At 44.3% G+C, this 21,401-nt stretch carries 17 protein-coding genes and 1 pseudogene; 2 read left to right on the top strand and 16 right to left on the bottom strand.

Annotated elements, in window-relative coordinates; genetic code table 11:
• Window positions 1-119: 119 nt before the first annotated feature.
• The 16 genes from ftsZ to J3P40_RS16080 form a co-directional block, all read right to left on the bottom strand.
• A complete protein-coding gene (gene ftsZ, locus J3P40_RS16155; protein WP_256007297.1) occupies window positions 120-1,760 on the bottom strand; it encodes a cell division protein FtsZ in 1,641 nt (546 codons plus the stop codon).
• 129 nt (window positions 1,761-1,889) lie between these two features.
• Window positions 1,890-3,248, bottom strand: a complete 1,359-nt coding sequence (gene ftsA, locus J3P40_RS16150; protein WP_256007296.1) for a cell division protein FtsA — start codon at window positions 3,246-3,248, stop codon at window positions 1,890-1,892.
• 2 nt (window positions 3,249-3,250) lie between these two features.
• Window positions 3,251-4,117, bottom strand: coding sequence for a cell division protein FtsQ/DivIB (locus tag J3P40_RS16145; RefSeq protein WP_256007295.1), 867 nt, complete (start codon window positions 4,115-4,117; stop codon window positions 3,251-3,253).
• Window positions 4,110-5,462 carry a UDP-N-acetylmuramate--L-alanine ligase gene (murC, locus tag J3P40_RS16140; protein WP_256007294.1) on the bottom strand — a complete coding sequence of 451 codons (1,353 nt, stop codon included), beginning with the start codon at window positions 5,460-5,462 and terminating at the stop codon, window positions 4,110-4,112. The genes J3P40_RS16145 and murC overlap by 8 nt, the downstream gene beginning before the upstream one ends.
• Window positions 5,453-6,571: an undecaprenyldiphospho-muramoylpentapeptide beta-N-acetylglucosaminyltransferase gene (gene murG, locus J3P40_RS16135; protein ID WP_256007293.1), complete on the bottom strand. Its 1,119-nt coding sequence runs from the start codon at window positions 6,569-6,571 to the stop codon at window positions 5,453-5,455. Before murG ends, murC begins: the two co-directional genes overlap by 10 nt.
• A gap of 5 nt (window positions 6,572-6,576) precedes the next feature.
• Window positions 6,577-7,743: an FtsW/RodA/SpoVE family cell cycle protein gene (locus J3P40_RS16130; RefSeq protein WP_256007292.1), complete on the bottom strand. Its 1,167-nt coding sequence runs from the start codon at window positions 7,741-7,743 to the stop codon at window positions 6,577-6,579.
• A gap of 1 nt (window position 7,744) precedes the next feature.
• Entirely contained in the window at window positions 7,745-9,094 is a 1,350-nt protein-coding gene (gene murD / locus J3P40_RS16125; protein WP_256007291.1) for a UDP-N-acetylmuramoyl-L-alanine--D-glutamate ligase, read from the bottom strand.
• A complete protein-coding gene (gene mraY / locus J3P40_RS16120) occupies window positions 9,094-10,341 on the bottom strand; it encodes a phospho-N-acetylmuramoyl-pentapeptide-transferase (protein WP_256007290.1) in 1,248 nt (415 codons plus the stop codon). The genes murD and mraY overlap by 1 nt, the downstream gene beginning before the upstream one ends.
• Window positions 10,341-11,798: a UDP-N-acetylmuramoyl-L-alanyl-D-glutamate--2,6-diaminopimelate ligase gene (locus tag J3P40_RS16115; RefSeq protein WP_256007289.1), complete on the bottom strand. Its 1,458-nt coding sequence runs from the start codon at window positions 11,796-11,798 to the stop codon at window positions 10,341-10,343. The genes mraY and J3P40_RS16115 overlap by 1 nt, the downstream gene beginning before the upstream one ends.
• A gap of 1 nt (window position 11,799) precedes the next feature.
• Complete coding sequence (locus J3P40_RS16110) at window positions 11,800-13,902, bottom strand: PASTA domain-containing penicillin-binding protein (protein WP_256007288.1); 2,103 nt, start codon at window positions 13,900-13,902, stop codon at window positions 11,800-11,802.
• Window positions 13,892-14,299: an FtsL-like putative cell division protein gene (locus tag J3P40_RS16105; RefSeq protein ID WP_256007287.1), complete on the bottom strand. Its 408-nt coding sequence runs from the start codon at window positions 14,297-14,299 to the stop codon at window positions 13,892-13,894. The genes J3P40_RS16110 and J3P40_RS16105 overlap by 11 nt, the downstream gene beginning before the upstream one ends.
• Window positions 14,296-15,201 (bottom strand): 16S rRNA (cytosine(1402)-N(4))-methyltransferase RsmH, encoded by a 906-nt coding sequence (gene rsmH / locus J3P40_RS16100; RefSeq protein WP_256007286.1) that lies wholly within the window; start codon window positions 15,199-15,201, stop codon window positions 14,296-14,298. Before rsmH ends, J3P40_RS16105 begins: the two co-directional genes overlap by 4 nt.
• Window positions 15,191-15,664, bottom strand: a complete 474-nt coding sequence (gene mraZ / locus J3P40_RS16095) for a division/cell wall cluster transcriptional repressor MraZ (protein ID WP_256007285.1) — start codon at window positions 15,662-15,664, stop codon at window positions 15,191-15,193. Before mraZ ends, rsmH begins: the two co-directional genes overlap by 11 nt.
• 208 nt (window positions 15,665-15,872) lie before the next feature.
• Window positions 15,873-17,060 (bottom strand): phosphoglycerate kinase, encoded by a 1,188-nt coding sequence (locus J3P40_RS16090; protein ID WP_256007284.1) that lies wholly within the window; start codon window positions 17,058-17,060, stop codon window positions 15,873-15,875.
• A 74-nt stretch (window positions 17,061-17,134) separates the two neighbouring features.
• On the bottom strand, window positions 17,135-18,124 hold the full coding sequence (gene gap / locus J3P40_RS16085) for a type I glyceraldehyde-3-phosphate dehydrogenase (RefSeq protein WP_256007283.1): 990 nt from the start codon (window positions 18,122-18,124) through the stop codon (window positions 17,135-17,137).
• A gap of 51 nt (window positions 18,125-18,175) precedes the next feature.
• Window positions 18,176-18,928 carry a glycosyltransferase family 2 protein gene (locus tag J3P40_RS16080; RefSeq protein ID WP_256007282.1) on the bottom strand — a complete coding sequence of 251 codons (753 nt, stop codon included), beginning with the start codon at window positions 18,926-18,928 and terminating at the stop codon, window positions 18,176-18,178.
• 135 nt (window positions 18,929-19,063) lie between these two features.
• Here J3P40_RS16080 and J3P40_RS17845 point away from each other — a divergent pair.
• Window positions 19,064-19,342, top strand: a pseudogene (locus J3P40_RS17845) (Wzz/FepE/Etk N-terminal domain-containing protein); the annotation flags it as partial.
• Window positions 19,343-19,345: 3 nt separating this feature from the next.
• Window positions 19,346-21,337: a polysaccharide biosynthesis tyrosine autokinase gene (locus tag J3P40_RS16075; RefSeq protein ID WP_256007281.1), complete on the top strand. Its 1,992-nt coding sequence runs from the start codon at window positions 19,346-19,348 to the stop codon at window positions 21,335-21,337.
• The last annotated feature ends 64 nt before the right edge of the window (window positions 21,338-21,401 follow it).

The following is a 21,401-nucleotide window of genomic DNA, read 5'->3' as shown; positions in this document are numbered from 1 at the left end:
GTTATATGTTTTTAGTAAGTACGCGCAAATTTACGGTTTATATCATAGATAATCAATCCAAGGAGGACGTCAGAAGCAGCAAGAGTGCCCGTTGAGGCACTCTTGCTATGTAATTTTGATTAGTCTACGTTATCGTGCAAAAAAGAATTGTTTGGTCTGATACCTGTAGAACCGTCATCTTCGTTGCTTAAAGTGAATCGCGATATCTGTGATTCTGATGAGTGCTGGACTTGCTGCAGTTGCATTTGCTTCCGCTTATAGGCAGGTTCATTCTCCAGTTCTTGCAAACCATTACTTGTGCGTAACTTCATGCTAAGATCTTTAAGTTTTAGAATACGCTCCTTAGACTTCCTCAACTGGTCTTCAATGGACTCATCACTTTTATCATCATCAGGTCCGGCAGATTGCGCTTCCTGCTGGGGCGCCTGTGTTTCGGGCTCGTTGAAGTTTGCCACCGGCGATTCAAAAACGAAATTAGTTTCTGATACTTTAACCTCGAATTCATAGGCTGAATCCTGACCTTCCTGAGTATTGCTGATAATTTCCTCGTCTATTAGCGTATGCCTGACTACATTATTTTCAGGCTCCTGAACGGCTTGCTTATTTGCATTGAACAGATCGCCGAAAAGATCTGACTGCCGGATCTGCTCGTCTTTAACCTTCAGCACCGGCTCCTTATAGGACGATTCCGGCTTCGGTTGTATAAACGTATTAACTGCTTCCACTGGTCTTATAAGAGGAGCCTCCTCCGGTGTAAGTAGAGATATCTTTTTAACGTTCTTCTTATCCTCTTCGCGTTCTTCCTTGGTCTGAAACCCGGTGGCAATAATGGTTACAGACAACTTATCTTCAAGGCTTTCGTCGATACAGTTACCCCAGATCAAATCGGCTGAAAGTCCGGCTTTGTCTTGAATATAATCGGTAATAATAGTCACTTCGTCCATGGTTACCTCGCGCAGCCCGGAACTAATGTTAAGAAGGATGTACCTGGCACCTTCTATTTCATTGTCCTTTAGCAGCGGTGATGCGAGCGCACCCTCTACTGCGCTCAATGCACGGTTCTCTCCTTCGCATGCAAAACTGCCCATAATGGCGACACCGCTTTCTTTCATGACGGTTCTAACATCCTTGAAGTCAACGTTAATATAACCAGGTACAGTAATGATCTCTGCAATGCCCTTAGCTGCAGTTGTCAAAATATCATCAGCTTGTGCAAATGCGGATCCAAGTGTTAAGTTGCCGAAGATCTCACGTAAGCGATCGTTAGATATAACGAGGTAAGAGTCCACATATTTTTTAAGTTCCTCCAGTCCGTCATTCGCCTGCATTTTCCGTCTCTTGCCTTCGAATGCAAATGGAGTAGTTATAATGGCAACAGTTAAAATATCCAGCTCCTTAGCTGCTTTAGCTATTATTGGGCTGGCGCCTGTTCCGGTTCCACCGCCCATACCAGCAGTTATAAACAACATCTTTGTTGTATTGCCCAGCATCTGCTTAATATCGTCGATATTTTCAATAGCTGAATTTTTCCCAACCTCAGGTATAGAGCCTGCGCCCATACCCTCCGTTAAGCTAGCCCCCAATTGAACCTTATTTGGAATAGGACTGGACTCCAAAGCTTGAGCATCAGTATTGCAAATTATAAAGTCGACACCCGTAATTCCCTGGCGATACATATGGTTTACCGCATTACCACCACCGCCACCTACACCAATTACTTTGATTATTGATGACTTATCTTTTAACATTTCGAACTGCATATCTCTAAGAATCAGTTGTTTAAAAATTCATGTTGCCTTCTCATCTCAATATGTAATATTAACACTTTTTTAACAGGCGTTTTCCACATCTGTTGGGAATGTGGAAAATTTCTGCTTTGTTGAAAAATATTACGGCTTGATGTAATCTTCGTCGCTAACGTTCATATCGTCTTTGATGAAATCTTTGGTTTTGGCTAGTAACTTATCGAAAAGACCTCCTCCGGAACGCTTTGCTTTCTCTTTATCCTTGGGTCTTTCAACGAATACGCCCGGCTGGTTCATTTCCTCTATCAGCTCTTCTGCCTTCTGGATACCCTTGATCAGCAGGCCAACGCTGGTCGCATACATTGGACTTTTCAGGTCGTCATAAATCGTTTTCGGCATATCTTCATACTTCGACAAATGTTCGTTTGGATAGCCGACTCTGCAGTCAAGCCCGGTAACATATTCTACAAGCTGCGAGAGATGCTTCAATAAGGCACCTCCGCCAGTGATAACAACACCGCCGATAAGTTTCTTCTCATAACCTGACGACTTTATTTCATAGTATACGTGCTCTATGATTTCTTCCATCCTGGCCTGAATTACATAGGCTAGGTTCTTCACGGATATTTCCTTTGGTTCTCTTCCTCTCAGCCCCGGCACACAGATGATCTCGTTTTCTTTGTTTTCTTCAGCCAGAGCCGAACCAAACCGTGTTTTAAGCAGTTCAGCCTGGTTACGCATGACGGAGCAACCTTCCCTGATATCTTCTGTTACGCTGTTTCCGCCGAAAGGTATTACCGCTGTGTGTCTAATAATGCCTTCATGGAATATGGCAATATCCGTAGTACCGCCGCCGATATCGACCAGCGCTACACCCGCTTCTTTCTCTTCGTCGCTCAACACCGACTCTGAAGACGCTAGTGGCTCCAGGATTAACTCCTGGGTTTGCAAGCCGGCGTTGGTAACGCAGCGCATGATGTTCTTAACCGCTGTTACCTGGCCAGATATAATATGAAAGTTAGCTTCTAACCGGACTCCGGCCATACCGATAGGGTCTTTGATACCGGGCTCATTGTCTATAGTGAACTCCTGAGGAAGCACATGGATGATCTCCTCTCCAGGAGGCATCACTAACTTAAACATGTCATCAATAAGTTTATCGATATCTTTTTTAGCTATCTCATTATTAAGTTCCCTTCTTGTTAGAATACCTCTATGCTGGAGACTTTTGATGTGCTGACCTGCAATGCCAACGTTCACAACGCGTATCTCAACATTGGACTGTGCACTTGCAAGTTCAACCGCTTGTGATATACCCTGCACTGTCTTTTGTATGTTAGACACTACGCCGCGGGTAACACCGGCAGATTCTGCTTTACCTATACCCAACACTTCAATTTTGCCGTGCTGCGTTCTGCGCCCCACGATCACGCAGATTTTGGTAGTACCGATATCCAATCCTACTACAATTGGAGACTGAGTGGTTAATTTTTCTTTGCCCATGATTATATCGATTTGTTGAGTTGATTATTTATTGTTTCCTTAGGTATTTGTTTTTTTATTGTATCTACAGAGTTAGTAAGCTGCGTCGAATCTATTTTGTTCAACTCGCAGACGACCTGGTTTGTGTACTTAATATTGATTGTTCTGTAAGTATTCCATCCAAGCTTAGGCATAACCTGTTTATAGAATTCAAGCAAATTATTCATCTTCACATCCAGTGAATCGGCACTGCCTAGTACAATCTTTTGATTGCCGACCCTGGGTATTAGCAAAATATCTTCTTTATCGTTTACGAACATCTGCTCAATTTGCGCGTCCCATAACGAATCCTGCTTAACATATAAGGCAACCTTAAACAGATCTTTAGCTTTCTTCGTGATCAGTGTGTCTACCTTTCCGGAAAAATGCTCCAGGATTTTTCCGTTAACAGCTAAGACATTAGCTGTAAAATTAGGGGATACAGGAATCTTTAGTCCGGTTCTTTCGATATAAAATTCCTGATCTCCAGAGTTAACCACACGCAGGACCGGTTCGCGCTGCTCGAGCGCTATGTTGATAACACCGTTCATATCGGCATATACTTTTGCAAATGCGATATAGGGGTTGTCCTTTATACTCTGCTCAAGGTCCTGAAGATTTATTTCTTTCAGTTTGCGCCCTACCAATACTCCCTGGCTCCTTGCTAATATGGCGTCAATCTCCTCACGCTCAATAAAATTGTCGGCCCCGGGGATTCTAATATTGATATTTTGACAGATGATGTCTTTCTTTTTTACGTCAATAAAGCTCATGAGCACGACTATTCCCGCGAGACTGCCCGTCCATGCAAAAATATTAAATACCCTGGTCCAGTTGATCCGCTTAAGCATATGATAGAATATTTTTCAATGGTTCAACTAAAGTATCAATGTCTCCAGCGCCCACGGTAACCAGTAACTCGGGGCTTTCACGGGCGATAAGCTCCAGGACATCATTCTTGCCGACCAGTGATTTTGCTTGCATTTCCACCTTTTCAAGAAGAAAATTCGCATCGACACCGCTTATGGGCATTTCCCTTGCGGGATAGATTTCCAATAATATTAGTTCGTCGACCGTGCCGAGCACAGTCGCAAACTCCTCTGCAAAATCACGGGTACGACTGAAAAGATGGGGTTGAAAAATCACCGTTAGCTTCTTATCGGGATATAATTGCCTAACGGCGCCAAAACAGGCTTTCAATTCTTCGGGATGATGAGCATAATCATCTATATATATGTGGTGAGACGTTTTGACTACATATTCGAATCGGCGTTTGACCCCCTTGAACGTCTCGATTGACGTTTTAATTTTCTCAGGTGATACCTCTAAGGCTCTTGCAACCGCTATGGCTGCCACGGCATTTTCAATATTATGTACACCGGGCAACATCATTTTTATATTTGAAATAGTTATATCGCCGTCTATATAGTCGAACACAAAACTGCCACCCTCAACCCGTATGTTGGTCGCTTTGATGGCTGATTCTGATGTTGCACTATATGTTGTTCCGGAAACCGGCAAGCCAATCTTTACGAATAATTTGCCGTTCTTTTTGAGTTGTCCGGCAAACATCCTGAACGACTCATGCAATTGTGTTTGATCGCCATAGATATCTAAGTGATCCGCATCCATTGATGTGATGACTGCAATGTTTGGGTGAAGCGTTAAAAATGACCTGTCATATTCGTCCGCTTCCACAACAACCAGCTCATTATGCCCGATAAGGAAATTTGTGTTATAATTTGAACTGATTCCTCCAAGAAAAGCTGTGCAACCTACACCGCTGTGGGTAAGAAGATGCGCAATGATTGATGATGTGGTCGTTTTTCCATGGGTACCAGCAACAGCAATGCAAAACTGACCTTTGCTGATCATCCCAAGAACTTCAGACCTCTTTTTAAGATTGTAGTGTCTATCCTGAAAAAAATTAAGGATCGACAGGTCTTTGGGTACGGCGGGCGTATAGATTACCAGGGCACCTGCCTTACTGACAACAAACTGTTCAGGCAGTGATTCAGGATCGTCACTATGAGATACATGAATTCCTTCGTGCTCCAAAGCCTTCGTTAGCGCAGTCGGCGTCTTATCATATCCGGCAACAATTACTCCTCTGCGAGAGAAATATCGTGCGAGCGCACTCATGCCTATACCTCCGATACCAACCAAATATACAATTTTAACATCCCCTAATTCCATGTCTCCTCCTTTCGGGCCAGTTTCATCACCTCCGTTGCGATTAGATCATCTGCAACGGGCAGAGCCAGGAATGCGATCTGATCAGAATACGATTTCATCCTGTCGTTGTCTTTAAGTAATGTGATCGCCTCTTCGATCAACATTTCTTCAGCAGCATTGTCGGTAACAAGCAATGCCGCGTTATTTTTTACTAATGCGAGTGCATTCTTTGTCTGGTGATCTTCCGCTACGTTGGGTGAAGGCACTAAGATAACCGGCTTGCCTATCAGGCAAAGTTCAGCAATTGTACCAGCACCAGCGCGGGAGATAATGAGATCTGCCAGTGCATAGGCCATATCCATATGCGTAAGAAACTCCAGAACGCGAACGTTCGGATGATAGTTTTCGCCTAAACGGGATATTATTGTGCCATAGTAGGCCTTGCCTGTCTGCCATATCACCTGAATGTCGTTTTCGATGAGTTGAGACAAATGCTTCTCTACACTTCTGTTTAAAGTCCCGGCGCCGAGGCTTCCACCAATAACCAAAATAGTCTTTTTGGTAGTGCTAAGACCAAACCATTCGGCGCCTAAAGGTTTTTTGCCCTTGATCTCGACAACGTCTTTCCTGACAGGATTTCCGGTTTTGATGATGTCGCGGCCCGGGAAAAACTGATCCATCTGGTCAAAGGCTACACATATTTTTGATGCTTTCCGACCTAGCCATTTATTGGTGATTCCTGCGTAAGAGTTTTGCTCCTGAATGAGATAAGGAATGCATCTCAAAGAGGCAGCAAAAAGAACAGGACCCGAAGCGTAACCGCCTACCCCCACCACAACGTCCGGTTTAAATTCTTTAATAATCTGGAGTGCTTTCCTGACGCTCCGGACCAGCACCATTGGAAGACCCAGGTTTCCGATGACAGAGCCTCGCTGGATTCCTCTGATATCGAGTCCGACGATGTTATAACCAGCCGAAGGTACTTTCTCCATCTCCATGCGACCTGTGGCACCCACGAATAATATTTCGCACGCCGGCTCCATACGTCGAAGCGCATTTGCGATCGATATAGCTGGAAAAATGTGTCCGCCTGTTCCTCCTCCCGAAATAATTATTCTTGTACTGCTCATTATTTTTATGCCATTGCTGGTATTTCTCCGACAATCACTTTTTTACTATTATACTCTTCAACGTCTTTGCTTACGCTCAAAATTATTCCAAAGGCGATACTGGTGAACAGCAAGGACGTTCCACCCATACTAACCAGCGGTAAAGGGACGCCCGTTACGGGACCTAATCCTACGGCCACTGCCATGTTCGCAAAGGCCTGAATTGTTAGGCTAAAGCCAAGCCCGGCTGCCAAAAGTGCGCCAAAAGCTTTCGGGGCCTTAGTTACGATCTTGATGCAGCGATAGAGCAGAACGAGATACAGCGACATCACCAACACACCACCTGCGGTGCCATACTCCTCTATAATCATTGCAAATACGAAATCCGAATACGGATGCGGCAAAAAGTTTTTTTCTATACTATTACCCGGACCCTTTCCAAGTAATCCGCCAGATGCCAGGGCTATTTTGGAATGGTCGGACTGGAAAGTCTTATCTGAGTTTTGAAGTTCAGGATGCAAATACGTATTGATACGGGATTTATAAACCTCCTTACGCGGACCTAAAAAGGCAACAAATAAAAGCAATACGAATCCGCCGGCACACACGATCATGATTTGCTTTATACTGATCCTGCCGATGATAAGCAGCAGTATACTCACTCCAAAAAGCATGAGGGCGGTTGATAAGTTTGCCCAGGCTATGAGCACGAATACCACACATACCGATCCCATGATAGGTACAAATGCACGTTTTACATCTTTAATATTTTCCTGCTTTTTTGTTAACATTCTGGCTAAGAATGTAATCAAAGCGAGTTTTGCTAGATCGGACGTCTGAAATGTAAGGCCGATTACAGGGATTTTTACCCAACGGGAAGCTTCGTTATAGTTTGCACCGAATATCAGCGTATATACCAAAAGAGGAATGGTAACAATCATCAGTATCTTGGATATCCCGGCGTAATACCTGTAGTCGAGCAGGTGTGCGATGTAGATCATCGCAATACCAATAATCACAAAGATGACGTGTTTGGTGAGCAGTAGCTTTTCCACACCTACCCCGCGCTTGTAAGCGAGCGTACTGGTGGAACTGTATACAATCATAACCGATATGATGGATAGCATGATGATGATCAACCAGATCCACCGGTCGCCTTTTGTTTTATCCAGAAGTGTGTTTACCGCAATCATACTATAACTCTTTAACAGCCGCTTTAAACTGGTCGCCCCGATCTTCATAGTTCTTGAAAAGATCAAAGCTGGCGCAAGCAGGGGACAATAGCACTGTATCACCTTTTTTTGCCAGATGGTAGGCAACCTGAACGGCTTCATGTGCCGAGAAAGTGTTTACAATAACGTCTACATCGTCTTCAAATGCTTCGTGGATCCGCTTGTTGTCTTTACCCAAGCAAACGATAGCTTTCACCTTCTGCTGAACCATATCTTTAAGCATGCTGTAATCGTTGCCTTTATCTACCCCTCCCATGATCAATATCACGTCTGAGCTTACGCTTTCCAGAGCATACCATGTGGAATTGACATTGGTAGCCTTAGAATCATTTATATAATCGACCCCAGAGATGCGCGCTACATGCTCGAGCCTGTGCGCGATATTTTTAAAATCGCCCATACTCTCGCGGATGGTAGAATTTCTGATGTCCAATACTTTAGCTACGATTCCGGAAGCCATTGAATTATAAAGATTATGCTTGCCCTGCAGAGCCAACTCACTGATAGACATGGTAAATTTGTTGTTTTGGTTCGGGTTTATATTGATTTGGATGCTTTCCTGTTTTACGAAGCCACCCAGCGGCAATTCCTGGTTGAGCGAAAAAGCGTACTTACGGGCGTTGATCTGCATGGTATCCATTACGCGCAGTGTCTCCACATCGTCGGCACAATAGACAAATACATCTTCTGATCCTTGATTTTGTGTGATGCGCATTTTAGATTTGGCATAGTTTTCAAGCTTATAGTCGTACCTGTCAAGATGATCTGGAGTAATATTTAGCAGAACAGCTATATCGGCTTTAAAATGATACATGTCATCAAGCATGAAACTGGAAAGCTCGAGCACGTACCAGTCAAAGGAACTAGTGGCGACCATTTCAGCGAAACTGTTTCCGATATTGCCCGCCAGACCGACGTTTAAGCCCGCCCGCCTTAAAATATGGTAAATCAGCATTGTAGTGGTTGTTTTACCATTAGAACCGGTAATACATACCGTTTTTGCTGATGTAAAGCGCTTGGCAAATTCGATCTCGGATATTATCGGTATCCCTGCCTCCTGCAAAGATTTGATCAACGCAGTGCTGCTAGGGATGCCAGGACTTTTTATAACTTCGGCGGCTGACATTATCTTTTCGTAGGTGTGACCAAGTTCCTCGAAAGAAATATTCAGTTGGCGAAGCTTTGCCTGATATCTTTCCTGTATATGGCCAGAGTCTGACAGAAATACCTCGTAGCCCTTCTGTTGCGCAAGCATTGCCGCACCCACTCCACTTTCTCCCCCACCCAAAATGACGACTAGTTGCTTTTCCATTATCTTAATTTTAGGGTGATTATGGTAATGATGGCCAGCAATATTCCAATAATCCAAAATCTGGTAACGATTTTAGCTTCGTGATAGCCCTTTTTCTGGTAGTGGTGATGCAAGGGTGACATGAGAAAAATACGTCTGCCTTCGCCAAAGCGCTTACGGGTATACTTAAAATAGCTCACCTGAATAATTACGGAAAGGTTTTCTATCAGGAAGATCCCACATAAGGTTGGAATGAGAAGTTCCTTTCTAATCATTATGGCAAAGGCTGCTATGATGCCCCCAATGGCCAAACTACCTGTATCGCCCATGAACACCTGTGCGGGGTAGGAGTTATACCACAGAAAGCCTACGCATGCTCCGACAAAAGCCCCGGCGAATATCATTAACTCACCGGAGTTAGGGATATACATAATGTTCAGATAATCCGCGATAACGGTATTACCTGAGACATATGCCAGTAGCCCCAGAGTTACGCCAATAATTGCGGACGTACCGGTGGCGAGCCCGTCAATGCCATCGGTAATGTTGGCTCCATTGGAGACCGCAGTTACGATAACGACTACAAATAGCAGAAATATGAACACCGCGTATTTTTCATATCCGGGGCCCAGGAATTTAAGCACTTTTGCATAGTCGAATTCGTTATTCTTATAGAAAGGTACGTTAGTAAGGGTCGATTTTACGTCTTGAGTGTAATAGAAGCTCTCGCCCTTCTGTCTTAACACCATTGGGGCTGATGCCTTCGAAGCACTGCTTTCGTCTACCGTTTGTCTTACCACGATATTTGGGTGGAAATACATCGTCCATCCTATGATAAGGGCCAGACCTACCTGGCCTACGATCTTAAACCGGCCCGCTAGTCCCTCTTTGTTCTTTCTGAAAACCTTTATATAGTCGTCCACAAATCCGATTATCCCCATCCATACGGTTGTGACAACCATCAGGAGCACATAGACATTGGTTAGATTTGCAAGGAGCAAGGTAGGAACCAGGATACCCAAATGTATCATAATACCTCCCATAGTCGGTGTACCTTGCTTCTGCATCTGGCCTTCCAGCCCTAAATTCCGAACGGGTTCTCCGACCTGCTTTTTCTGAAGGTAGCGGATTATCCTGCTTCCGTATACCGTCGTAATAATAAGCGACAAAATAATAGCCAGAGACGTGCGGAAGGTTATGTATTGGAACAACCTCAACCCTGGAAAGTCATAATGCTGGTTCAGATACTCAAATAGATGATATAACATTAATTCGTCAGATTAAATTGTTCCATTAATATCTCTTTATCGTCAAAGTGGTGCTTTACCCCCTTGATCTCCTGGTATTTCTCGTGACCCTTACCTGCCAATAAAATGATATCACCGGCTTTGGCAATATGACAAGCCGTTCTTATTGCTTCCCGGCGATCTGAAATGGTCAGGACCTTACGCTTATTGGTAGGAGACACACCTTGCTCCATGTCGTTTAATATAGCCAGCGGATCTTCAGTACGGGGATTATCGGATGTTAGGATAACCTTGTCACTCCAGTCGCAAGCCACCTGAGCCATAACAGGACGCTTGAGCTTGTCCCTGTCTCCTCCGCAGCCCACCACGGTTATAACCTGCTCGGTACCCTTGCGTATGTCTTGTATAGTGTTAAGCACGTTTTGCAGCGCATCCGGAGTATGTGCATAGTCGACAATTGCCATGACGTTTTCTGCAGATACAATATGATCAAACCTGCCTTCGGCGCCGTCCAGACTGCTCAATGTCGTTAATACTGACAATGCATCCTGACCTAGGGAAACCGCTGCACCGTATACGGCTAGTAAATTATAGGCGTTAAAGGATCCTATTAACTTGAAAAAAACTTCCCTACCTGCAACTTCAAGATGGAGCCCTTTGAAACCGTTTTCAAGGACACGGGCATTGAAGTCAGCAAGCTGCTTGAGCGAATAGGTCTTTTTAGCCGCCTGTGTGTTTTGCAACATAACCATACCGTTCTTGTCATCCATATTTGTAAGTGCAAAGGCGCTTTTGGGCAAGACATCAAAGAAACCTTTTTTTGCCCTGATATAGTTGTCGAAGGTTCCGTGAAAATCGAGATGGTCGTGGGTGATATTGGTAAAGACACCTCCGGCGAAAACGAGCCCTTTAATCCTTTTTTGAACTACGGCATGCGAACTCACTTCCATGAAGCAATAGGTACAACCTGCATTCACCATCTGTTGAAGAAGCCGATTTAGAGACAATGGATCTGGCGTGGTATGCGTGGACGGAACTACTTCTGCCCCGATCTGATTTTGAACTGTGGAAATAAGTCCTGCTTTATAACCCAACCGCTGGAACAACCTAAAAAGCAAGGTTGCTATGGTTGTTTTCCCGTTGGTACCTGTAATACCCAACAGTTGCAGTTTGGCAGAAGGATGGTTATAGAAGTTGGCCGCCATGACACCTAATGCGTCCGCACTGTCGGCGACCTGTATGTAAGTTACTTCCGCCAAAACAACTGGCGGAAAATGTTCACACACAACAACAGATGCACCATGATCCACAGCAGAAGTAATATGATCGTGCCCGTCGGTTTGCGTACCTTTAACAGCGATAAATGCTGCACCAGACTTCGCTTTGCGCGAATCAAAGGCTAGCTCAGTTATGACGACATCAACCCTGCCCTTCACCGCTAGTGTTGCTACCCCATATAAAACGTCCTGTAGTTGCATGCTATCGTAATTCTAATTTTACCAAGAGACCTTTGCCAATTCTTACGCCCGCGGGAATTGATTGGCTTATGACCTGACCATGTCCGCGAACCTTAGTTTTCAACCCGGCATTCCCCAATACATAGAGCGCATCACGCAGTCCCATACCGTTCACATCGGGCATAATATCCTTAGCATTGTTGAGTTCCTGATAACCTGCACCACTATTTGCGTCGCTCACACTCCTGTAATTGGAAGCTGATGCATGAAGCGATGTTATGCCAAAAGCATGGTATACTTTCCGGACAACCTTGTCAGGCCCTGCCTTAGCCCTCGGCGCATTGTCGTTACCAACAACATACTGCGGAATGTCGTTATACATCTCCATATCACTTGCATAGATTCGGTCAGCTATCTCCTTGAACACGGGACCCGCTACGGTTGCGCCGTAGTATCCGTTCTTTGGGCCGTTGATTGCCACCATAATCGAATACTTAGGCTTATCTGCAGGAAAATAACCACAGAAGGAAGCTTGGTAACTCCGTTTAGCCTTATATCCTTTATTGGCATCGGCAACCTGGGCTGTACCCGTTTTACCTGCTACCCGGTAGTACGGCGACCCCATCAACTTTCCTGTTCCCTCCTTTACAACACCTTCAAGCATCGCCTGAAGTTTCTTGACCGTCTCAGGCGAACAAACCTGATCATGGATCACCCGCGCTTCAAATCGTTCTATCGGATTCCCCAGACGCCGTATTTCCCGTACAAAAATTGGTGCGATATACTTCCCGTTGTTTGCTATGGCGTTATAAAAAGCAAGCATCTGCAAGGGTGTGATCTGCATTTCATAACCATAGGCCATCTGAGGCAGGGTCATATTTTTATTCCAGCTTTTGAATTCAGGATTTTTTATAACGGGTTGCGCTTCGCCAGGTATTTGTAATCTTAGCTTTTCATTCATGTGTATACGATACAAATGATCTGTAAATGCTGATGGGTTATCCTTATAATGTATGTTGACCAATTTAGCGATTGCCGTATTTGCCGATTCTTCAAATGCCTTCTTTACCGTCACCGTACCGATGCCACCATGAGAATCTTTTATGGTATGACCGGGGATGCGGTAAAACCCATCTCCCGTTTCAACTAAGGTGTTGGTATCAATTTTCCTATCTTCAAGCAGCGCCATGTAAGAAGCCAACTTGAAGGTGGAACCTGGATCCTGCCGACCTCCGATCGCGTAATTAAACTGCTCCGAATACACGCCCTCTGCTACCCTGGTGTAATTAGCTACCGCGCGGACTTCTCCAGACGAAACTTCCATCACAATCACAGTTCCATGGTCAGCGTCACTTACTTTCAGTTGTCTTTCCAGCGCGCTCTGTGCGAGGTCCTGAACATTAATATCAATTGTAGATATAATATCAGCACCCTCTTTCGGGGCAACTTCCGCTTCTTCATTGACAGGCATCCACACGCCTCCAGCCAAACGCTGCACTAACCTCTTTCCCGATTCCCCATTGATGTACTCGCCATACGCACCCTCCAGACCAACGCCATTACTTACGTTTTCATTTTTATAACCAATGGTACGTGCAGCAAGATATTTAAAGGGTCTTATTCGTTTGTTTTGCTGAACTGCAATAAGTCCGCCGGTATATTTACCTACATTGAACAGAGGAAATGTTCGCACTGTCTTAAGATCCTGATATCCTACTTTTCGTTTTATGAGAAGATACCGAGCGCTATCGCGTCTCGCCGATCTCAGATATCGAGAGTATTCCTTGGCGCTTTTATCACCGAAGAACGATGACAATTTAATCGCCAATGAATCGACTTTTTCTTCAAAAATGTCGTTATCAGCTATACCACCAGCATACGTATCCATTCTAAGTTCATACTCAGGGATTGAGGTAGCCAGCAGACTTCCGTCGACAGAGTAGATATTGCCTCTCGCAGCTTCGACATTAACATATTTTGTAGACAGACTATCCGCCATAGCCCGCCACCTCTCGCCCTCAACGTACTGGACATCAAACAGCTTAACTAAGACCGCTACTGCGAACAGCACAATCAAGCCGAAAGCAAGATACACCCGTAATAATATATTGGCCCTAATGCTCATTCCTGTGGATAACTATTTTCTTCGGAGGCTCCGTTAATACTTTAATACCGAGGGTATCTACCTTTTTTGCAACTTCGGTGAGCTTACTCTTAAACATCAAGTCAGCCTTCAATGACTTGTATTCCCAGCTAAGTTCTTTGACTTCTTTATTTAACCGGTCGATATCACGAATATTCCCAATCGCCATGTGACTGTTTGCGATATACAGCATTCCAAGCACGGAAAGAAAGATCAGAAAAGGAAGCAATTTAGTTGCAGCCTCTTTACTGATAACACCATCAGCGAAGAGTTTCTTTACGAAAGAACTATCTGATTCGGGAACGGTTTTCACCCGAATATCCAGCGCATCGTCAGCCTCCTCATTCAGCCGAGGGCTTTTCACAAACTCGTTATTCATAGCCTACCTCCTATCCTTAATTTAGCACTTCTTGCACGGCTGTTTTTAGCGAGCTCATCGGCCCCTGCAACAACGGCCTTTCTCGTAATCACCTCAAAGGGCTTTTGCTGATTTCCATAAAAATCTTTATCAACTTCTCCTTTGAATTTCCCTTTTGAGAGAAAATTCTTTACTGGCCGGTCTTCAAGCGAATGGTAGGATATGACTACCAAACGGCCGCCAGGCTTCAAAATCTCAGCACTTTGCAAAAGAAACTGCTCAAGCACATGCATTTCCTGATTTACTTCAATACGTAAGGCCTGAAAAACCTGGGCGAGATATTTATTTTCCCTTCCGCGCGGAATCAGACCTGAAGCGAGACTTTTAAAATCAGAGAGTGTGGTAATAGGTCGCTCAAGTCTGGCAGTAACCACAGCCTTAGCTAGAGATCTCGCGTTCTTTATCTCTCCATAGACACCAAATATCTTGTGAAGCAGATCTTCCGCATAGGTATTCAATATGGAAGCAGCAGTGAGATCACCCTGTTTATCCATGCGCATATTCAGCTCGGCGTCGTATCTCGTGGAAAATCCCCTGTCAGCTTCGTTAAACTGATGCGATGATACACCGAGATCAGCCAAAATACCATCTACTTTAGCGATACCGAGCAAACGTAAGTTATTTTTTAAGAAAGCAAAATTCTGATCCACAAACTTAAACCGCGAATCCTTAATGATATTTCGCTGAGCGTCGGGATCCTGATCAAAAGCCACCAGCACGCCTTTATCCCCCAAAGCCTTCAAAATTTCCCTTGAATGCCCACCACCGCCAAAAGTAACGTCGACATATACACCATCTGGCTTGATCGCAAGGCCTTCCACCGCTTCTTTTAACAATACAGGCGTATGATAGCTATACTCCATCGTCCCTCCTGTTCTTATCGCCCATTACATCCGCGGCAAGTGCAGCAAAATCAGCTGGATCTTTATCAAACAAAGCCTCGTATGCTTTCTTAGACCATACCTCGATTTTGTCGATCTGACACGCAAGAACCAAATCTGTACTGACATCTACACCTACAGATTCAAGAAGCGTTTTAGGCAAATTTACCCGCCCTGCAGCATCAAGTGTCAATTCTGTAGCACCTCTGGTAAACAAACGAATAAACTCCCGGGTCTTGGGTTCGTAGGGATTAAGTTTACTCAGATCAGCAACGACAGCTTCCCATACTTTTTTGGGATAGATAACCAGGTGCTTTTCAAACCCCCTGTTTATTACGAGACCCTCTTGTTCCACATCAGGCAATTGTTTCCTCAGACTCGAAGGCACCATCAAGCGTCCTTTCGCATCTAATTTGCAATCAAATTCCCCTAACAATTGAAACATAATGAATAGTGCACCTTTATGTAGTGTAAAAATAGGTAGTTCTACCACATTCTACCACATTCTACCACAAAAAGTTTTCCACAAAATCAAAAGCCCCCAAATGCAATCAAAAATGTCATTTTACGAAGCACAGAACGTGGGAAAAAGTGGCTAAAAAAAACGCTCCGGTCTTTAGACCGGAGCGTTTAGCAGTGTTATGTACACTAAACTATTCATTTATTGCTTTGACACCAGGCAGTTCTTTACCCTCCATATATTCCAGTAAAGCACCCCCTCCGGTCGAAACATAACTAACTTCTTCTTCGAGGTTAAATTTAGCAATCGCCGCAGCAGAGTCTCCGCCTCCTATTAATGAAAAAGCTCCTGCTTTTGTTGCCGAAACCACAGCCTCTGCTACTGCACGAGTACCTTGCTCAAAGTTTGCCATTTCAAAGACGCCCATCGGGCCGTTCCAAAGGAGGGTTTTTGAACTTTGGATCACTTCCGAAAATAATTCAGCAGTCTTAGGACCAATATCTAATCCCATCCAATCTTGAGGAATTTTCCCGCTCTCGACTACATCGCGGGCCGCATCATTATCAAACTTATCCGCTATCACCGTATCTACAGGCAAATATAATTTAACACCTTTTGTCTTAGCCTTTTCGAGTAATTCCAGACAAAGTTGCATACGGTCTTCCTCCAGCAACGAAGTACCTATTTCTCCACCCTGAGCTTTCGCAAAAGTGTAAGCCATACCACCGCCAATGATCAGATTGTCCACTTTTTCCAAAAGGTTTTCAATAAGCAGGATTTTATCCGAAACCTTAGCACCACCCATAATTGCAGTGAATGGCTTATCTGCCCCATTAATGACTTTCTCTGCGTTTTTCACCTCCTCTGCCATTAGGTAGCCAAAGTATTTGTCTGCAAAGAACTGCGCAATAACTGCCGTTGAGGCATGAGCACGATGGGCCGTACCAAAAGCATCATTAACGTAAACGTCACCAAGTAAAGACAATTTTTCAGCGAAGGCTCTGTCGCCTTTCTCTTCTTCTTTGTAAAAACGAAGGTTCTCAAGCAGAAGCACTCCACCAGGCGTCAGATTTTTAGAAGCTTCAATAGCTTGGTCGCCTATACAGTCTGAAGCAAACGAGACTTCCTTCCCAAGCATCCTGGAAAGATCACCAACGATATGTTTAAGCGAAAATTTATCTTCCGGGCCGCCTTTTGGCCGACCAAGGTGAGACATCAGAATAACGCTTCCTCCGTCATCGATTATTTTATTGATCGTAGGGATCGCCGCCCGCATACGTTTGTCGTCGGTTATATTGAAGTCGCTATCCAGAGGCACATTAAAGTCGACGCGGATAAGCGCTTTTTTATCCTTAAAATCAAATTGATCAATAGTTTTCATAAAGGTTGTTAATAGTTATTAATGAGATCACCAAATATAAGGAGCCTGGCCGGATGTGAGTACAGTTTCTTTAATTAATTATTGATCATCTTAAGAATCAGGTCGGCCAACCGGGCAGAGTAACCCGATTCATTGTCGTACCAACCTACAACTTTAACAAGATCCCCTACTATTGAGGTGAGGCCCGCATCGAATATACAGGAATGCGTATTGTCTAATATATCTACCGAAACAATAGGGTCGGCTGTATACTGAAGAATACCTTTCAACTCGCCAGCTGCGGCAAGCCTGAAAGCTTCATTTATTTCCGGAACCGAAGCTGTAGACTTAAGAATACAGGTGAAGTCGGTTAATGAGCCGTTAAGGACAGGCACACGAATACCTGCGCCGCCCAGTTTATCGGTCAGGTGAGGAAATATCGTGGTAATAGCCTTCGCAGCGCCAGTGGTGGTCGGTATTATAGAAGCTGATGCTGCACGGGCTCGCCTGAGGTCTTTGTGACTCGCATCATGCAGATTCTGATCGCCGGTCATAGAATGCACAGTTGTTATATATCCATCTGAGATACCCCACAGCTCGTCCAGTATTTTCACCATAGGTGCTACGTTATTGGTCGTACATGAAGCATTGGAAAGTATTGGCGCAGTTAGGTCAACACGATGATCATTGACTCCCAAAACCACTGTAGGTACTTGCCTGTCTGACGAAGGTGCTGACAACACAACCTGTTTGGCACCGGCATTAATATGCATCTGTCCGCCTTCTCTTGAGGCAAACCGGCCCGTGGCCTCTACAACAATATCAATATCGAGTTCCCGCCAGGGTAACAAGTCAGGTTTACTTTCATGAAATATTGAAATCTTCTTTCCATCGATCAGCAAACCGCCCTTTACAATATCAACGGAACCCCTGAATCCGCGATGAACACTATCATACTTAAACAGGTGCGCGAGCGTTTCGAGCTCTCCTACATCGTTTATGGCTACAACATTAATACCTCGCTCCAATGCCGCACGGAGAAAAATACGGCCTATCCGGCCAAATCCGTTTATCGCTATGTTCATCAAACTCGTTTAAAACGCAAAGGTACATAATCTGAATTATTGCCTGTGAGCTCAATCCATAATTAAAAACTGATCCAGCTTTCTCAATCTTTTAACCAGGCAAATTGCAAAGGGCATCTTCAACCCATTTCGCCTGATGATTTTATAATCGTTCACCAAAGAATGATACGCCTTTTTCATAGAACCGTTACTTATGCCCCCGTTCCGCATACAAACGAATAACTTATCGACATACGCCGGGGCCGGTTGAATGTTCAAAAACAGCCTAAGGAGAAAGTCGTAATCAGCACTCGAGCCGCAGTTGAGTGAGTAACGTGCCCCGGAACCAATCAATCTGCGCTGAATAAATACGGTAGGGTGCGGAGGCATCCAGCCTCGTCTCATACGACCACATTGAAAACGCGAAGAAGTCCACTTTCTCGTTATCCTGACCGGGTCGCGCCTGCATACAACGTTTAAATTTCCATAAACTGCCAGGACGCCTGTGTCACGAATCGTTTTGACAACAGTTGATATTATATCTGGAGAAGCATAAAAATCGTCGGCATTTAAAATGCCGATTACATCGCCTTCAGCAACATCAAGCCCATGGTTAATTGCCTCATACATACTTGAATCCGCCCTTGAAATAAACTTAATATCTGATCCTGCTAAGGAATGAACAAGACCTATTGTCCCATCCGTTGACCCCCCGTCAATAATGATGTGCTCCATGTGAGGATGATTCTGCGCCTTTACAGACGCAATAGCGGAACCAATAAATTCAACACAATTTAAAACTGGCGTCACGATAGACACTTTCATAATAATAGTTTATATTTGCCAAATATGATAATATATTCTTTAATAAAACTTATATTTTCTTCTAAAAATTTATAATTAAATTTAAATACACTGTGACAAACTACAACAATCTCGGCAATCACTCAAAAAATTGATATGCACAGCAGAAACTCATTGAACTCATCTTTGGACTATGCTGAAGTATTTAAAATGGTGCTACGCCAAAGACTTTGGCTTATTGGGTTTTTGACAGCCGGGCTTTTTGCAGCGCGAATATTTTTATGGCTTGCAGAGCCAATTTATATAGCTTCAGCTTCCATTAAGCTGGAGGACCGGCGTTCCGAATTATCCGAATTGCTTCAGGTGAGGAACTTTTATGATCGGGTTAACAGGACAGAATCTGAGCGATTAATACTTAAGTCGAGGACAGTGTTAACAATGGCTTTAGCATCCCTGGACTATAAAGTGGCCTTTTTGAAAAGAGATAAATTCCGACTTCAAGAGACTTATCCGCACGAGCCCTTAAAAATTTCCGTGGGCAAGCTCCCGGCCAGCCTGCCACGCAATGAATTTGTATTTTCAAGAATAGGGCATAGCAACAAATACCATCTAACTTGGCAATTGGGGCAGCTCCGGTCTTCAGGCACCTATCAGTTCGGCGAAAAAATCCGGCTTGCCGGATTGCAGTTCACAATAAGAAAGAATGGCAACAGTCCCACCACTTGCGTCTTCAGGTTTATCAGCCCTAAGGCATTGGCGCAGCGGATAACAAGCGCTCTGCATGTAAATGATATGCAAAACGGTAACATGATAAATTTACAAATACGGGATCCCGATCCTGAATTTGCCAAAGATGCACTCAATGCCGTTCTCGAGAGTTACCTGACCTTTGATAAGGCCCAGCGAACACGCTCAATCAACCAGTCAAAGGCATTCCTGACACAGATCTTAGGAGATATTGACCAAAAAACAGCAAACTCAGGCGCATCAGTTCAGCAATACAAGGAGAACCAACGAATTAAAACAATAAGTTCTACTTTAAACGAACAAGACGAGCAAATATCTGCACTCAATACCCATAAACAAACTTTAAGGATGAACAGACTTTCTATAGCAGAACTTGGCCTTAGATTGTCGTCGCCGGACAGCAATGGAATTGTGAGCTACGGGCTTGAAGCTATAGCAGACGAACAACTTAAACACCTGTTTTCTCACCACAACGATTTACTTCAAAAAAGACAAACTCTTTTAACCGTTCAACGGCCCTCAGCTCCTGCAGTAAAAAATATCGACGAGCAAATACTGTTCTGTAAAAAAGCGATAACCTCAAAGGTCAACACCCAGAAGCATCATATTGACGGGCTATTAAGGTTGATAGACTACCAGCTTGACAGCCTGCAAGATTACTCAAGCCAGTTCCCTGGAATTGAACGCCATTTAAATTCGCTGGAATCGAAATTTGAGGTAAACAAGAAGATTCATGACTATCTCCTGGAAAAAAACTTAGAGGCAGAAATCTCAGGGGCAGCGGTAGTACCAGGGGCATTTATCGTGGACAAGGCTGTGGCGCCAGCAGAAGCCAGCTTCCCTGTGCCGGCAAGAGTGTACACTCTTGCCGCACTAACAAGCTGTGCCATGGGAGTCTTATTCATCTTCCATATAAGCAAAACGCCCTATCTGCTACAGGGCGACAATATAGAGGAGCTTACTGATGTTCCTGTTCTCTCCACCATTCAAAAATATACGGCGAGCCTGCCATCTGCCCACATACTGCCGGTTTATGATGACCCGCGCTCGGCTACTGCGGAATCATTTCGTATGCTTAGAAGCCGAATAAACTTCCTTTGTCCGAATAAGCCCAATAAGATCATTTGCGTTACCTCCGAAATATCCGGAGAAGGGAAATCTTTTGTCGCGGCCAATCTCGCTGTTGCGCTAACGCTAATCAATAAAAAGGTCCTGCTTGTATCGGCCGACTTAAGAAGGCCTAGCCTTAGCCAAATGCTGAAATCCCAGACGACCATTGGACTGAGTCAGTTTCTGTCCAAACAGGTGGGATTGAATGAAATCATTTCCGCGACAAAAATTCGAAATTTAGATTTTATCGATTCCGGACCACTGCCCCCAAACCCAGCGGAGTTATTGCACAGTAAAGAGATGCGCGACGTACTCGACCATCTCAAAGAGCACTATGATTATATGATCATTGACAGTGCTCCTACCGGACTGGTGGCCGACAGTGCTGAACTGATACAACACTCAGACATCAACCTCTTTATTTTACGATATGGCGTTTCAAGAAAAAGCCTCTCCGCGACCATGGGCGCATTACAAACCAATACCCCAGTCCCGAATTTATATCTGGTGCTAAACGAACATAAGCAGGATAAGTTATACATGTCCTATTACAACAATCAAGATAATAATTAGATGAAATCTTCCTGCCTGCTTCTCACCCTTAGAACCTTTAGCGACAATGGAGGCATCCAACGAT

The organism is Pedobacter deserti, assembly GCF_024436415.1.
Taxonomy (GTDB): domain Bacteria; phylum Bacteroidota; class Bacteroidia; order Sphingobacteriales; family Sphingobacteriaceae; genus Pedobacter; species Pedobacter faecalis.
Note: the sequence above shows the minus strand (reverse complement) of the source record. Positions and strands in the feature narration are given on the sequence as shown.